The 15746-nt window shown below is 66.4% G+C and carries 10 protein-coding genes; 3 read left to right on the forward strand and 7 right to left on the reverse strand.

From position 1 onward, the window contains the following. The first annotated feature begins 9 nt into the window (after window positions 1–9). Window positions 10–1770, forward strand: coding sequence for an ABC transporter transmembrane domain-containing protein (locus EPO50_RS02730; RefSeq protein ID WP_296341113.1), 1761 nt, complete (start codon window positions 10–12; stop codon window positions 1768–1770). A 37-nt stretch (window positions 1771–1807) separates the two neighbouring features. Here EPO50_RS02730 and EPO50_RS02735 read toward each other — a convergent pair whose 3' ends face one another. Genes EPO50_RS02735 through EPO50_RS02745 form a run of 3 tightly spaced genes read right to left on the reverse strand, consistent with a single transcriptional unit; the run spans window position 1808 to window position 4392 of the window. Further along, window positions 1808–2329 carry a UGSC family (seleno)protein gene (locus EPO50_RS02735; RefSeq protein WP_296341114.1) on the reverse strand — a complete coding sequence of 174 codons (522 nt, stop codon included), beginning with the start codon at window positions 2327–2329 and terminating at the stop codon, window positions 1808–1810. Between the two features lie 10 nt (window positions 2330–2339). Further along, window positions 2340–3416, reverse strand: a complete 1077-nt coding sequence (locus EPO50_RS02740; RefSeq protein WP_296341115.1) for a hypothetical protein — start codon at window positions 3414–3416, stop codon at window positions 2340–2342. Between the two features lie 13 nt (window positions 3417–3429). Continuing rightward, a complete protein-coding gene (locus EPO50_RS02745; RefSeq protein WP_296341116.1) occupies window positions 3430–4392 on the reverse strand; it encodes a tripartite tricarboxylate transporter substrate binding protein in 963 nt (320 codons plus the stop codon). 259 nt (window positions 4393–4651) lie between these two features. Between EPO50_RS02745 and EPO50_RS02750 the strand changes: the two genes are divergently transcribed. Then, complete coding sequence (locus tag EPO50_RS02750) at window positions 4652–4879, forward strand: transcriptional regulator (RefSeq protein WP_296341117.1); 228 nt, start codon at window positions 4652–4654, stop codon at window positions 4877–4879. After that, on the forward strand, window positions 4876–5262 hold the full coding sequence (locus EPO50_RS02755; RefSeq protein WP_296341118.1) for a type II toxin-antitoxin system death-on-curing family toxin: 387 nt from the start codon (window positions 4876–4878) through the stop codon (window positions 5260–5262). The genes EPO50_RS02750 and EPO50_RS02755 overlap by 4 nt, the downstream gene beginning before the upstream one ends. A gap of 3 nt (window positions 5263–5265) precedes the next feature. Here EPO50_RS02755 and EPO50_RS02760 read toward each other — a convergent pair whose 3' ends face one another. From EPO50_RS02760 to EPO50_RS02775, 4 genes are all read right to left on the reverse strand, one after another. Continuing rightward, complete coding sequence (locus tag EPO50_RS02760; protein ID WP_296341119.1) at window positions 5266–6879, reverse strand: AMP-binding protein; 1614 nt, start codon at window positions 6877–6879, stop codon at window positions 5266–5268. Between the two features lie 25 nt (window positions 6880–6904). Continuing rightward, window positions 6905–8155, reverse strand: coding sequence for a hypothetical protein (locus tag EPO50_RS02765; protein ID WP_296341120.1), 1251 nt, complete (start codon window positions 8153–8155; stop codon window positions 6905–6907). 49 nt (window positions 8156–8204) lie between these two features. Further along, window positions 8205–11375, reverse strand: a complete 3171-nt coding sequence (locus EPO50_RS02770; protein WP_296341121.1) for an autotransporter domain-containing protein — start codon at window positions 11373–11375, stop codon at window positions 8205–8207. A gap of 98 nt (window positions 11376–11473) precedes the next feature. Continuing rightward, complete coding sequence (locus tag EPO50_RS02775) at window positions 11474–15712, reverse strand: autotransporter domain-containing protein (RefSeq protein WP_296341122.1); 4239 nt, start codon at window positions 15710–15712, stop codon at window positions 11474–11476. Window positions 15713–15746: the final 34 nt, after the last annotated feature.

The raw sequence follows: 15746 nt of genomic DNA on the forward strand, positions 1-15746 counted from the left end.
GGCAGCGACATGAAGCGCTTCGGCGGCCTCGCGCTCCTCGGACCCTATCTCAGGCCCTATCGCGGCCGGACCGTGCTGGCGCTGCTGTCGCTCCTGGTGGCGGCGGGGACGGTGCTGGCCTTCGGCGCCTGCCTGCGCGCGCTGATCGACCGTGGCTTTGCCCAGGGCCGGCCGGATGTCCTGAACTACGCGCTGGCCTCGCTGCTGGCCGTGGCCGTCGTGCTCGCCATCGCTTCGGGCGCCCGCTACTACCTCGTCTCCTGGCTGGGCGAGCGCGTGGTCGGCGACCTGCGGCGCGATCTCTTTGCGCATGTCGTGCGGCTGGGGCCGGCCTGGTTCGAGATCAAGCGCTCCGGCGACGTGATGAGCCGCATCTCGGCCGACGCGCAGCTCATCGAGCAGGTGATCGGCTCCTCGGCCTCGGTCGCGCTCCGCAACACGCTGATGTGCCTGGGCGGCGTCGTCATGCTGGTGATCACGAACCCCAAGCTCGCGGCCTGGACGCTGGCCGTCGTGCCGCTCACCGTCGTGCCGATCATCCTGTTTGGCCGCCAAGTGAAGGCGCTGTCGCGCGAGGCGCAGGCGCGCATGGGCGACATGGTTTCCGAAGGTGGCGAAACGCTCGATGGCGTGCGCACCGTGCAAGCGTTTGCACAGGAGGATCGTGCGGCCCGTCGTTTCGGCCAGGCGACGGAGCGAGCCTTCGAGGCGGCGGCCCGGCGCATCTCGCGGCGCGCCATCATGACCACGCTGGTGATCTTCATCGTCTTCTCGGCGGTGGGTTTCCTGCTGTGGATGGGTGGCCATGACGTGCTGACCGGCCGCATCAGCGCCGGCGATCTCTCGGCCTTCGTCTTCTACGCCGTGCTGGTCGCAAGCTCGGGTGGCGCGATCAGCGAAACCATCGGCGATCTGCAGCGCGCCTCGGGCGCGGCGGAGCGGCTGGCCGAGCTGCGCGCCGAACCGCCGTCCATCGCCGAGCCCGTGACGCCCAAGCCGTTGCCGCAGCCTGTGAAGGGCGCCGTCGCCTTCGACGATGTTTCGTTTCGCTATCCCACGCGACCCGATGCTTTGGCGCTGGACGGCTTCGATCTCAGTGTCGCGCCGGGCGAGACGGTCGCGATCGTCGGTCCCTCCGGCGCGGGCAAGACGACCGTCTTCAACCTGCTGCTGCGCTTCTACGATCCCGAGAAGGGCGTGGTGCGGCTGGACGGCATCGACGTGCGCGATCTCAAGCTGAACGATCTCCGCCGTGCGCTGGCGACCGTGCCGCAGGAGCCGGTGCTGTTCAGCACCTCGGTCGCCGAGAACATCCGCTACGGCCGGCCCGACGCGAGCGACGCCGAGGTCCGTGCGGCTGCCGAAGCTGCATCGGCGCTCAGTTTCATCGAGGCGCTGCCGCAGGGCTTCGCCACCGATCTCGGCGCGCGCGGCGTGCGCCTGTCGGGCGGCCAGCGCCAGCGCATCGCCATCGCACGAGCGCTGCTTTGCGAGCCTGCCGTGCTGTTGCTGGACGAGGCGACCAGCGCCCTCGATGCCGAGAGCGAGTTGGCCGTGCAGCAGGCGCTCGACCGGCTGATGCACAAGCGCACCACGTTGGTTATCGCCCATCGGCTGGCGACGGTGCAGAAGGCCGACCGCATTGTCGTGATCGACCAGGGCAGGGTGGTCGATGTCGGCCGCCATGCCGACCTCGTCCGCCGCGACGGCCTCTACGCCCGCCTGGCCGAACTCCAGTTCGGCCTCTCCGAGGCCGCGGCGGCGAGTTGATCGTTTTCATCCTCCCCCTTGAAGGGGGAGGAGAAGATCACGTCCCCAACAGAATCGGCAGCGCCTGTTCGTAGGCTTTTTCCGCCCGCGCCTTGAGCTCGGGCAAGGTGCAGCTTCCGATGGGATGCTGGACCTTCACGAAGGGATAGTCAGGCAGGCCGAGCACGCGCGCGATGTTCTTCGCCGTCACTTCGAAGGGTGTGGTGCAGATCACAAGCGCGCGCTTGCCGAGTTGTTCGAAGGTAATGCCGTCGTGCAGACTGCACGTTGAGCAGGACCCTCAATCTCCCAAACCGGTGACGACGAAGTCGACATCCTGCGCCAGTTTGACCAGCGTGGGCGAGGGGGCTGGCGCGCTGGCGTTGGACTTCGACGACAACATGCGCACGGTGCAGCCGTGACGCTCGACGAAGAGCTGCGCCACTTCGTTCAGCATCTCCTCGGCGTTGAGCTTGCCGTTTTCCAGAATGCCGATCCGCGCCCCGTCGAGGCTGGCGAGCGCCGGCGCCCGGAAGGCCTTGCGCTTCGGCGTGGTCGACATCGGTGAATAGAGCTGCATCGGCGTCTCCTTATGACTTCTGGACGAACGGGGCGATGGGCGCGTGCTGCATCAACGACGAGCGGCCGCGGCTCCACGAGGGAATGAAGCAGGAATGGCCGCCGGCATCGCCGCCGCCCATGGTGATCAGGATGTCGGCGGGGCCGAGGCCGCGATGGACGAAGCCCTGTTCGACCAGCTTGTGGGCGTCCTTGTCGTGCTGGCGGTCGTACTCGCGGTCGCGGTACTTGCCGACGCTTTTCATGCCCTCGACCGACCGCTTGGCCAGGCTGAACAGGCAGTCCTGCGCCTGCTCGCGCGTCCAGCCGGCATCGCCCAGGATGCGCATATGCTCGGGCGCCAGGATCACCACGCTCTGGCCCAAGGTGATGCAGCCGTAGTTCGCCATGGCGTCCGCGACCGAGCCCAGGATCTGCTCGGGCGTGTTGCCGCCGTGGTTCTCGACGTTGCAGAAGCCGCCGCCGGCAAAGGTCGTGACGCTCGACGTGCCCTTGGCATAGCCCTGCGCCTCGCACAGCAGCGGCCAGGGATTGGCGCGGCTACGTTCGGCGATGCAGAAGCTGTATTTGCCCGGATTGCCCTGGGTCGACTTGTCGGAAATGCCCGGCAGCATCTGGAAGACATTGCGCAGGATCAGGCGCGTGGCGCGGCCGATGGTCGAATTGGCGCGATTGCCGGGGCCGAACAGGTTGACGTCGGCATTCATGCCGATCTCGTCGACGATGGGGCCGCTGACGACGAGCAGCGGCGCCGAGCCGCCAGTGCTGGCGGTCGAACCATGGAAGTTGAATTCCGTCCGGTTCATCGCCTCGTAGGCCGCGACCAGCACCGGAAAATGCTCCGGCAGGCAGCCCGCCATGACGGCGTTGACCGCCGCCGCATGCAGCGAGAGATCGAGCGTGGTCGCCGGATGATGGCAGATGACCGTGTCGGCGGGCCGCGTGTCGGCGGCCAGCATCGCCTTCACGCGATCGACCTGCGGCGGCACCACCGGGAGGCCATCGGTCCAGCCCTGTTCGTAACAGAAGTCGATCGCGGCCAGCAGGTCGTCGGGGGCTTCGTGAATGCGGGGCGCAACGGCGGCCATCCCTGAGACTCCTCTATTCGATCTTGATGCCGAGCTTCTCGATGAGCTCCTGATACTTCTTGCTCTCGCCCGGCAGCATAGCGGCGAATTCGGCCGGCGTGTTGAAGACGACCTCGGAGCCGTCGCTGCTCAGCGCTGTGCGGAATTCCGGAGTCTCGGCGGCCTTCTTCAGCGTGGCGTAGACGCGGTCGATGATGGCGGGCGGTGTGCCGGCCGGCGCCGCCAGCGCCAGCCATGATTCCTGGACGAAGCCATTGGGCATGGCTTCGAGGAGGGTCGGCACGTCGGGCATCGCCGTCGAGCGCTTCGCTGAGGTCACGGCCAGCGGCCGCAGCGATCCCTGCTGCGCCAGCCGGACCACCGTCGGCATCGTGGGAAAGGCGACGTTGATCTGCTCGCCCAGCAGGCCGCGCACGATGTCAGGCGCTCCCTTGTAGGGGACGTGGACATAGTCGATGCCCGTCGCCAGCCGGAAGGCCTGGGCCGACAGGTTCGCCAGGCTGACGATGCCGCCCGAGCCGTAGTTGAGCTGGCCGGGCTTCGACTTGGCGAGCGCGATGAACTCCGCGACGGTCTTGGCCGGCGAGGAGGGCGGCACGACCATCAGCGAGGGCAGGCGGGTGATGATCGTGATCGGCGCGAAGTCCTTCAGGCCGTAGCCGGGTTTGGCGTAGAGGAACGGATTGATGACGTGGTTGCCTGTCATCAGCATCAGCGTGTAGCCGTCGGGCGTCGCGCGGGCGCCCGCCTCGCCGCCAATGTTGCCGCTGGCGCCGGGCTTGTTGTCGATGATGAACTGCTGGCCCAGCCCGGCCGTCAGCCGGTCCGCGGCTTGGCGGGCGGCGACGTCAGGCGCGCTGCCGGCAATGTAAGGCACGATGATTTTGACCGGCCGATCCGGATACGGCGCCTGAGCCTGGATCTTGCCAGCCGCAAGACAGACGGCGGCGAGGGTGAGAAGGGCGGTCCAGCGCATCAGTCTACTCCCCCAAAGGTCTCTTTCTTTTCAGTGTGGTGAGTGATATTTTTAATCTATATTATTAGAGTATTGCTCATGCCTCTTCATCTTAACTCCTGGTGGCCGGCCGCCCTGATCGGCTTCGTCACCCTGCTCAACAGCCTTCCCGGCCTCTTCCAAGGCTAACCTTCTTGGCCGGCTGCGCGCGACTCTAGCGCGTTGATTGATTCCGCATCTCGCAACTCTATATAATGATTATTATATAGAGGTCAGGTTGATGCTGAAATTCAAGGTGACCACGGTCGGCGCCTCCGCTGGGTTCATTCTGACGAAGGAGGCCATGGCGCGTCTCAAGGTCCAGAAAGGCGACACGGTCTATCTGACCGAAGCGCCGGACGGCAGCTATCGCCTGACGCCGTACAATCCGGACTTCGAGCGCCAGATGAGTCTTGCCGAAGACATCATGCGCGAGGATAGAGACGTCCTCCGCGCCTTAGCGAAATGACTGTCTGGCGCTGGATCTCTCCGGAAGTTCTCCATGCAATCCATGACCGGCAGATCGCCGAGCATGGCGGTCCCGACGGTGTGCGAGACAGCGGCGCCATAGAGTCGGCACTGGCCCGACCGCGAAATCTCGCTGCCTATGGCAAGCCCGACGCGGCCGATCTGGCTGCCGCCTATGCCTACGGCCTCGCGCGTAATCATGGGTTTGTTGACGGCAACAAGCGGGCGGCGTGGGTCGCCGCGCGTCTGTTCCTCGCCGACAACGGCTACCGTCTTCGCTTCGATCCTGCCGATGCGGTCAGGACTGTGGAAGCGCTCGCCGCCGACACGCTGGACGAGGCCCAACTGGCCGCATGGTTTCGAGACCGACTCGAGAAGCCGTAGGAGTTAACCCAGCTTCCGGAGCTCGCGGCGCAGGATCTTGCCGGTCGTCGTGAGCGGCAGTTCGGCCACGAACTCGACCGCGCGCGGGTATTCGTGGGCGGCCAGCCGCGTCTTCACGAAATTCGCCAGGTCAGTCTTGAGCGCGTCCGTCGGCGCGATCTCGGGGCGAAGTTGGACGAAGGCCTTCACGATCTCGGTACGTACCTTGTCGGGCACGCCCACGACGCCGACCATGGCGACGGCGGGGTGCTTCATCAGGCATTCCTCGATCTCGCCCGGGCCGATGCGGTAGCCGCCCGAGGTGATCACGTCGTCGTCGCGGCTCTTGAAGAAGACGTAGCCGTCCTCGTCGATGCGGCCGAGGTCGCCGGTCAGCAGCCAGTCGCCGGCATATTTGCGCGCCGTGGCTTCAGGGTTGCGCCAGTATTCGAGCATCACGATGGGATCGTGCCGCCAGCCTGCGATCTGGCCTTCCTCGCCCGGCGGCAGGACATTGCCTTGGTCGTCGACGATCGCGACCTTGCGACCGGGGCAGGCGCGGCCGCACGAACCCGGCCGCACGTCGAACCAGTCCGGCGAATTCAGCAGCATCATGTTCATCTCGGTCTGGCCGTAGCCTTCGGAGATCGTGGTGCCGAACGTGTCGCGGCCCCAGGCGAGTAGCTCCTCGCCCATGGCCTCGCCGCCGGTGCAGACGGCGCGGACATCGTAGGTCCAGCGGTCGCGCGGCTTGTGGACTTGGCGCATCATCTTGAGCGCGGTCGGCGGGATGAAGCTCACGCCGACCCTGTGCTTGGCCAGCATGGCGAAGGCGCGCTCGGGATCGAACTTGGCGAAGCGATGCGCCAGCACCGGCGTGCCGTAGTACCAGGCGGGGAACAGCGAATCGTAGAGGCCGGCGATCCACGCCCATTCGGCCGGCGTCCACATCACCTCGTTACCCATCGGCCAGTGGCTCAGCCACTGTTCGACGGCCGGCATGCAGCCCAGCATCATGCGATGGGCATGCAGCGCGCCCTTGGGCTGGCCGGTCGTGCCGGACGTGTAGATCAGCAGCGCTGGATCTTCGGCCAGCGTGTCTACCGTCGTGAAGCTGTCGGAGGCCGCCGCGAGCAGCAGCCGCCAGTCGAGGAAGGCGCTGCCATGCGCGCCGGCGCCGATCACGATCACCGTCTTGAGGTTTGGCAGGCGATCGCGCACGGCGAGCAGCTTCGCCAACTGGCTCATGTCGGTGACGATGGCCGAGGCTTCGGCGTTGGTGAGGCGATATTCGATCGCTTCCTCGCCGAACAGCGTGAACAGCGGCAGCACGACGGCGCCCATGCGATAGCCGGCGAGATGGCAGATCGTGAGTTCGGCGCTCTGGCTCAGGAACACCGCCAGCCGGTCGCCCTTGCCGAGACCGCGCGCGACCAGCGCATTGGCGAGCCGCGAGCTGGCGGCCAGCATCTGCCCGAAGCTCCAGTTGCGTATCGAGCCGTCGGACGCCTCGACGATCATTGCCAGCGTGTCCGGCGCATGCCGCTCGCAGATCGCGCGCCCGATGTTGAAGCGCTCCGGCGTCGGCCAACGGAATTGCCGCATCGCATCGTCGTAGGAAAGGCCGCGGGGGATCATGCCGTAGGAACCTCTTTTCAACTCGTCAGCGATTTATGCGGTTCACGACCTTGCCGGCCAGCAGTTCTTGCGGCGTCGGGGTCCAGATTTCGTCGGCCGGCGTGTCGATGGCGCGCTTGGCGAAAGCGGGTGTGACGCCACTGGCGATGAGGAAGCGCCGCATGTCGCGGTTGCTCTCGAACATGTCGTTGGCACCCAGCCCCGGAAAGCTGCCCTGATGGAAGCCGAGCCGTCCGGTCGGAGAGATCGAGCGATCCGTGCCACCGAGGAAGGCGATGGTGCAGGCCGAGGCGCAGCCGGTTTCGACGTGCGTGGCGAGCTTGCGTTCGCGGATCATGCGATTGATCTCGAAGGCGGGACCGATGCGGCCGCCGGGTCCCGCCAGCACGACGCGTCGAACGCGCGGATTGCTGTCGAGCGCGCGCCGCACCAGATCGGCGCTGCCGACCCCGTAGGCGCCCTGCACCAGGAGCGTCGTGCCGTCGTTGCTTGTGGCGACCTCGAGATCGCCCAGCTCCTCGTCACCGCCATAGATCTCCCACAGCTCGGCGAGCGAGGGCAGGGCGCGGTCGTAGAACAGCCCGCCGATGGCGAGGACGGAAACCGCCGCCGCGGCGATGATCGTCAGCGCGATGAGGCCGCGACTGCCGCGCTGCGCCGCCTTGACGATCAGTCCGATCTGCCAAAGCGCGAACAGCGTGCCGGTGATGCAAACGATTGCCGGCACGACGACATGCAGCAAGGTCACGTCGCCCGGACTGAACACCGTGAGCGGAATGATGCCGAAGCCGACCAGCAGCGCAATCGCCGCCCAGATGCCGCGATAGTAGAGCGTCTGGTCGAGCGGCGCGGCGCCGTCGCGCAGCAGCGGCACACCGACGCCTTCGAGATGATCGAGCGCGCGCAGCCACCAGCGGTTGGAGATACGCTTGATGCCGTTGCCGAAGCCGAGAGCCGCCGCACCGTCGCTGGAGACAGCGTCGGGCTGCAGGTGAAGCTCGCCGATCTTCAGGGCACGCGCGGTGCGTTCGGCGAAGGCGGTGAGCTGGCGCGCCACGTCGCGGGATGTGGCGGCGATCCGCTCGATCTCGAGGCGATCGTTGGCATAGCGCAGGCGCATGGCGCCGACGGGATCACCATCGCCGTCGATCACGAACACGGCGCAATCGCTCGACGCGGTCGCCGGCCACAGGCCGGGCGCGAACCGCTCTACGGCCGCCGCATCGGAAGTATCGGCGCGGCGAACGCTACGGACAGGAACTCGATCTGAAGACACGCAGGCGGCATGCTGGTGCAGCCCGCCGCCGCCGTCCAGAGCGTCGATGTCACCAGGTGATTCTGAAACCTGCGCGTAACGAGTGATTATCTGTGCCGCCGCCGACTTCGCCGTCATAGGAGACGAAGAGGGAGGTGCGGTCGCTGAGGGCCGTCGCGGCGGAGAAGCCGATGACGGCACTGTCCCGCTGCGGCGTGGCACCGAAGACGGTGAACTGGCTGACGGGTGCTGCTGCAAAGGCTGCCGTCATCGGGCGTGCGGTGTCGGCGAACTCGTGCATCCAACCGAGCCGCAGGCCGAGATCGAGCAGCGTGCCGCCGATGTCGAAACCGCCGGCGAGGTCGACGCCAAAGGTGGTGCGTACCGACGTCGTGGTCTGGCTGGCGACGGCGAGATTGAAGACACCGCCGCCATACTCGGTGAAGCCGGCCTGGTTGATCGAGCCGATCTGCAGGCGGGCGAAGGGGCTGATCGAGGTATTGGCGCCGAGGTCCAGGCCAAACTTGTAGCCGGTCTCGATCTGGCCGAGGAACTGGTTGGCCGAGGTATTGCCGTTGGCGATGCCGGTGGGATTGCCGGGCAGCGCGATGACCCTCTGCATGCGGTTGCTGGCATTGGCGTAGCCGGCCAGCGCGTCGGCGTAGAAGCCTGGTCCGCTGCCGTTCTGAGTGAACGAGCCGTAGACCGCGACACTGAACGAGTCGGAGTATCCGTTGCCGGAGAAGCCGTTCACCCACTGCGTGCCTGACGTATAGCCGCCGGCGATGCCGACGAGGAAACGAGGATCGAGGCGGTAGTCGATGCCGAAGGCAGTACCGCCCATCGTGTAGGTGAAGCCCGAGGCGTTGGCGTCACCGAGAACGCTGCCGGTACTGCCGATCCCAGCAAGCCACGCGCCGAAGCGATTGGGCGTGGTCGTATCGCACGCCACATCACAAGCCTCTGCAAGGGCGACGCTCTTGGCGCCACCGAGTCCTGCACCGCGTTCCGTCGCCATCTGGCGTCCGACCGAGTTCATGAAGAGCTGGCTGGCACGTGTGTTCAACGTGCCGAAGTCGGCATATTGCTGACCGCTCAGCGCCTGCAGGGCAGGGGCGCCTTGCGTGGTCGGCAGGTTCGCCATCGTCGTGACGATGCCGCCGACATTGCCCGAAGCGGCAATGGCATCGAGAGCACCGCCGACTGCCTGCTGGTTGATGGTCTGTCCCGCCGAGGCAAAGGCATTGGGGGCCAGTGCGAGGGTGACGTAGATGTTGTTGCGGTCGAGCGAGAGCTTCGATGTGAGGAAGCCGACGCCACCGGTGGCGGCGTCGAACTTTACGGTGCCGCCGTCCTGGGTCGTGATGATCGTGTAGGTGGTGTTGGGCGTGTAGGTGCCGGCGTCGGGGACGATCAGGAGCGTGCCGGCATTGATCATCACCTTGTGGCCGGCGCCGACGACATTGATGCGGTCGCTGTTGCCCTGGGCGTTGACCTCGACCTCGTACGTTCCGCTGTTGAAGGTGAAGTTGCCGTTGACGGTCAGGTGGCCAATCGAGTTACCCGGTTTGACCGTGCCGCCATGGTTCGTGATGTCGCCGGTAACGTTGCCGCTGCCGCTGAGGGTCCCGCCCTTGTTGACAGTGACATGGCTGGTCAGGTGGCCGTTCACCGCGAGGCCACCGGCATTGATCGTCGTACCACCGCTGACGGTGCTGGTACCGGTGAGGTTGAGGCTGCCGGTGCCATTCTTGATGAGCGTGCCGGCGCCGGTCATGTCCCCTGCATAGGTGCCGTTGAACGCCTGGTCGAAGATGACGGTGGCAGTGTTTGAGATGTTGCCCTTCAGACTGTTGGAGGTTCCCTGCAGGATGCCGCCACTGACGAGGATGCCGGCACCGAAGTTGTTGTCGCCACTCAGGATCAACTTGCCGGCGCCGTCCTTGATCAACTCGCCGGTGCCCGTGATGTTGCCGGCGTAGGTCCCGTCGCTCGCCTGCTCGAAGACCACGATGGCGTTGTTGGCGATGTTGCCCACGAGGCTCGGGGTGTTGCCCTGCAGGATGCCCGACTTGACGGTGGTTCCGCCGGTATAGGCGTTCGCGCCGGTCAAGGTCGTGATCCCCGAACCGTCCTTCACGAGCGACCAGCTCCCAGCATTGGCGTGGGTGCCGCCGGCGCCCGTCTGATCGACAATGGCGTCGCTGATCGTTTGCGTCTGGCCGGCGCCAGGAGCGAGCGTGATCGTGCCGTTGGCATTGAGGAAGAGGCCCGATCCGGCGCCTGAACCGGACGCGCCGTTGTTCGTACCGCTACCGCCACTGCCACCACCACCAGCGCCGCCCGCGACTGTGTTGCCGGAGACGGTGAACGAACCGGCCATGATCAGAGTGCCGCCGCCCTGAACGAAGAGCGCACCGCCAAGTCCCGCTCCGCCACCGCCGCCACCACCGCCGTTGCCACCGTGGCCACCCAGGAAGCCAGCTGTCCCTTGGTAAATTTCGCTGCTGCCGCCACCGCCGCCGCCAAGGCCGCCGTCTCCTCCGGTCGTACCGCCACCGCCGCCGCCGCCGAACCCGCCGGCTTGGCCAATGCTGACCGAATGGCCGTTACCGCCGCCGCCGGCACCGCCTCTGCCTCCCGTATAGTCGCCGTTGGCACCGTCGGCTCCGGCGGGCAGGTACCCGCCGCCACCGCCGCCCGCTCCGAAGGAGCCGTTGGCATTGCCGCCGTTTCCGCCGCGCGCCGAGCTGTTCTGCAAGTTGACGTTGCTCACGGCCACATGAGCGCCGGCACCGACGAAGAGCGCGCCGCCAAGTCCGGCGCCACCTGCACCACCGGGACCGGGGGGAGCGACCTCAATGCTCGCGCCGTCTCCGCCCTTGCCGCCCTGGGCGACGGCGTGAGTGATGTTGAGATCGTTGATCGCGACCGTACCGGACTGCACGAACAGGCCGCGATGCTGGTTGTTACCGGAGAGGGTGAAGTTGCCGCCATTGAAGGTGATGTTCTTGGTCACGGTCGGCAGGTTGCTGCTCAACGTGATGTTGGCGGTGAAGGTAATGGTGTCGCCGTTCGCCGCGTTGCTGATCGCGTTCTGGAGTTGCGATGAGTTGGCGACATTGAAGTTGGCCGCATTTGCCTGAAGCGGTGCGGAGAGCATGCCTGCTGTTAGCAGCATGGTGAATGCCAGGCGCGAGGCCTGCGTCGAGAGACAAGTCCCCTTGAGCAGATCCGCCATGCCACGAACCTGCCTCGCTACCCGAACACCACTGTACATTTACGCTTACCCTTACCCTTAGTCCTGAAAGTCGATCTCGCCGCGGGAGCTATCGATGATCACCAGGTGATCCTGAAGCCTGCGCGCAGCGAGTGATTGTCGGTGCCGCCGCCGACTTCGCCGTCATAGGAGACGAAGAGGGAGGTGCGGTCGCTGATCGCCGTCGCGGCGGAGAAGCCGATGACGGCACTGTCCCGCTGCGGCGTGGCACCGAAGACGGTGAACTGGCTCACGGGTGCTGCTGCAAAGGCTGCCGTCATCGGGCGTGCTGTGTCGGCGAACTCGTGCATCCAACCCAACCGCAGGCCGAGGTCGAGAAGCGTGCCGCCGATGTCGAAGCCGCCGGCGAGATCGACGCCGAAGGTCGTGCGGACCGACGTCGTGGTTTGGCTGGCGACGGCGAGGTTGAAGGCACCACCGCCATACTCGGTGAAGCCGGCCTGGTTGACCGAGCCGATCTGCAGGCGCGCGAACGGACTGATCGATGTGTTGGCGCCGAGGCCCAGGCCAAACTTGTAGCCGGTCTCGATCTGGCCGAGGAACTGGTTGGCCGAGGTGTTGCCGTTGGCGAGGCCGGTGGGATTGCCGGGCAGCGAGATCACGCGCTGCATCCGGTTGCTGGCATTGGCGTAGCCCGCCAGGGCATCGGCGTAGAAACCCGGCCCGCTGCCGTTCTGCGTGAAGGAGCCGTAGAGCGCGACGCTGAAGGCATCGGAGTATCCGTTGCCGGAAAAGCCGTTGACCCACTGCGTGCCTGACGTATAGCCGCCGGCGATGCCGACGAGGAAACGCGGGTCGAGGCGATAATCGATACCGAAGGCGGTACCGCCCATCGTGTAGGTGAAGCCCGAGGCATTGGCATCGCCCAGCACGCTGCCGGTGCTGCCGATACCCGAGAGCCACGCGCCGAAGCGACTCGGCGTCGAGGTCTCGCAGGTGACGACGCAGGCTTCGGCGAGCGCTACTCGCTGCGGACCACTGCCGAGGCCGACACCGCGTTCGGTGGCCATCTGGCGTCCGACCGAGTTCATGAACAACTGCGAGGCCCGCGTGTTCAACGTGCCGAAGTCGGCATAGGGCTGGCCGCTCAACGCCTGCAGGGCAGGGGCACCTTGTGAAGTCGGCAGGTTGGCCATCGTCGTGACGATGCCGCCGACACTGCCCGAAGCGGCAATGGCATCGAGCGCGCTACCGACTGCCTGCTGGTTCTGTGTCTGTCCTGCCGAGGCGAAGGCGTTGGGCGCCAGCGCCAGGGTGACGTAGATGTTGTTGCGGTCGAGCGAGACCTGCGGCGTGAGGAAGCCGACACCGCCGGCGACATTGTCGAACTTCACGGTGCCGCCATCCTGCGTCGTGATGATCGTGTAGGTCGTGTTGGGCGTGTAGGTACCGGCGTCGGGCACGATCAGCAGCGTGCCGGCATTGATGTTCACCTTGTGGCCGGCACCGATTACGTTGATGCGGTCGCTGTCGCCCTGGGCGTTGACCTCAACCTCGTAGGTGCCGCTGTTGAAGGTGAAGTTGCCGTTGACGGTGAGGTGGCCGATCGAGTTGCCGGGCTTGATGTGGCCGCCATGGTTCGTGATGTTGCCGGTGATGTTGCCGGTGCCGCTCAGCGTGCCGCCCTTGTTGACCGTGACATCGCTCGTCAAGTGTCCATTCACGGCGAGGCCGCCGGCATTGAGCGTCGTGCCCCCGCCGACGGTGCTGGTGCCGGTGAGGTTGAGGGTACCGGTGCCGTTCTTGGTGAGCGCGCCGGCGCCGGTCATGTCGCCGGCATAGGTGCCGTTGAACGCCTGGTCGAAGATCACCGCGGCGTTGTTCGCGATCTTGCCCTGCAGGCTGTTGGACGTTCCTTGCAACGTGCCGGCATTGACGGTGGTGCCGCCGGTATACTTGCTGGTGCCGCTCAGAATCAGCTTGCCGTTGCCGTTCTTGACCACGGCGCCGCTGCCGTTGGTGGTGCCGACACCGGCGATGTTGCCGGCGAAGGTGCCGTCGGTCTCCTGGTCGAACAACATCGTCTTGGAAAGCGGCGACTCGTCGAAGGCGATGTTGCCGCGCACGGTGGTCGTGTTGCCCTGCAGGATGCCCTGGAAGACCTGCGTGGTGCCGGTATAGGTGCTGTTGCCGGCAAGGATCAGCGTGCCGTCGCCCACCTTGAGAATGCTGCTGCCGGCCACGGTGCCGGTCAGTGTCAGGGTCTTGCCGCCGTTCACCAGCAGCGTGCCGCCGGCGCCCTGGAGATTGAAGGGACGCTCGGTGGTGAAGGTGTCGGTCGCGAACAGAGTTCCGTTGTTGATGAGTGTGACGGCCGTGCCGGCTGCGCCGAGCTTGTCGTCGGAAGCGACCTGCACGGTGCCGAACAGCACTTGCGTGCCGCCGCTGTAGGTGTTGGTTCCCGTGAGCTGGAGAACGCCGGCGCCATATTTCGTGAGTTGGCCGGTGCCGCCGATGTTGCCGCTCCAGGTGAGGGGATTGTTGTCGACGTAAAAGCCGCCACCGCTCGCGCCCAGAGTGACCGAGCGGCCGATGGTGAGGGTCGCCGGCGCTTCCTTGACTGTTCCGATGCTGCCGCCGTTCAACGTGATGGCCGTGCCAGCCGCGCCGAGATTGGCGTCGGCGCTGATCTGCAGAAGACCGTCGCTGACCGTCGTGCCGCCCGAATAGGTGTTGGTGCCGGACAGGATCAGCCGGCCGCTGCCGGACTTCACCAGCGTGCCGGCTCCGTCGATCGTGCCGCTCCAGGTCACCGCACCCGCCACATTCTCGCTCACATACACGCCGCCGCTGTTGGTGATCGTGAGAGGCCGGTTGAAGGTCTGCCCTCCGGCGCCGGTCGCGACGCCGATCACCGCATCGGTCACGCTGATGCCCTTGCCGGCAGCGCCTAGGTTGGCGTCCGATGTGAACAGCAGACGGCCATCGGTGACCGTCGTGCCGCCGGAGTAGGTGTTGGTGCCGGCGAAGGTCACCTCGCCGGAGCCTCGCGCGATGACGGCGCCAGTGCCGGAGATGTTGCCGGCATAGGTGCCGGCGCCGGTCTGCTCGAACACGACGGTGGCGTTGTTCAGGATCGTGCCATGCAGGCTGCCGGTGTTGCCTTGCAGGATGCCCGAGTTGACGGTGGTACCGCCGGAGTAGGTGTTCGCTCCAAACAGGATTGTCGTTCCCGCGCCGTCCTTCACAAGCGACCAGCTCCCGGCATCAGCGCCGGTGCCGCCCGCGCCGGACTGGTCGACGATGGCGTCGCTGATCGTCTGAGTCTGGCCGCCGCCCGGCGCCAGGGTGAGAGTTCCGTTGCCCTGGAGGAACATGCCGTTGCCCGCTGCGCCGCCGGCATCGCCTTGACTAAGGTAGCCACCGCTGCCGGCTGCGCCGCCGGCAACCGTGTTTCCGGAAACGACGAGCGCGCCGGCCAGGGAAATGGTTCCGCCATCCTGGACGAAGAGGGCGCCGCCCAGTCCGGCGCCGCCACCGCCGCCGCCGTAGAACAAGACATTGCCGGCTTCCGAGAGCCGGCCACCCGCGCCACCCAGAAAGCCTCCGGGCGACTTGTGGGGTGCGTTGGCGCTGGAGCCGCCGCCGCCGCCGCCGAAGCCGCCGGTTCCTCCGATGCCACTGCCGCCGCCGCCACCGCCGCCGCCGAAGCCGCCATTGCTTCCGGCGCCGTTCGTGCTGCCGTCACCGCCACCGTTGGTGCCACCGCCGCCGCTGACGAAGAGGCCGCCGTCGCCGCCGTCGGCGCCGGTGGGCCAATAGCTGCCGCCGCCGCCCGACGTGCCGTTGTTCGCCGACGTGCCGCCCGCGCCGCCGTGCGCCGAATTGTCCTTCAAGCCGACATTGCTCACCGTGACATGGGCACCTGCGCCGACGAACAGCGCGCCGCCCAGTCCGGCGCCACCGCCGCCGCCGCTGCCATCGTCACCGTTTCCGCCTTTACCACCCTGTGCCTTGGCATTGACGATGTTGAGATCGTTGATCGCGACCGTGCCGGACTGGATGAGCAGGCCGCGATACTGGTTGGCGCCGGACAGGCTGAAGGCGCCGCCGTTGAAGGTGACGCTCTTGGTCACGACCGGCAGGTTGCTGCTCAGCGTGATGTTGGCGGTGAAGGTGATGGTGTCGCCGTTCGCCGCGTTGCTGATGGCGTTCTGGAGCTGCCCTTCGGTGGCGACGTTGAAGTTGGCGGCATTTGCCTGAAGCGGTGCCGAGAGCACACCGGCTGCCAGCAGCATGGTGAATGCCAGGCGCGAGGCCGGCGTCGAGAGACAAGTCCCCTTGAGCAGATCTGCCATGCCACGAACCTGCCTCGCTACCCGAACACTGTTG

It is taken from the genome of Reyranella sp., from assembly GCF_004297405.1.
Lineage (GTDB): Bacteria > Pseudomonadota > Alphaproteobacteria > Reyranellales > Reyranellaceae > Reyranella.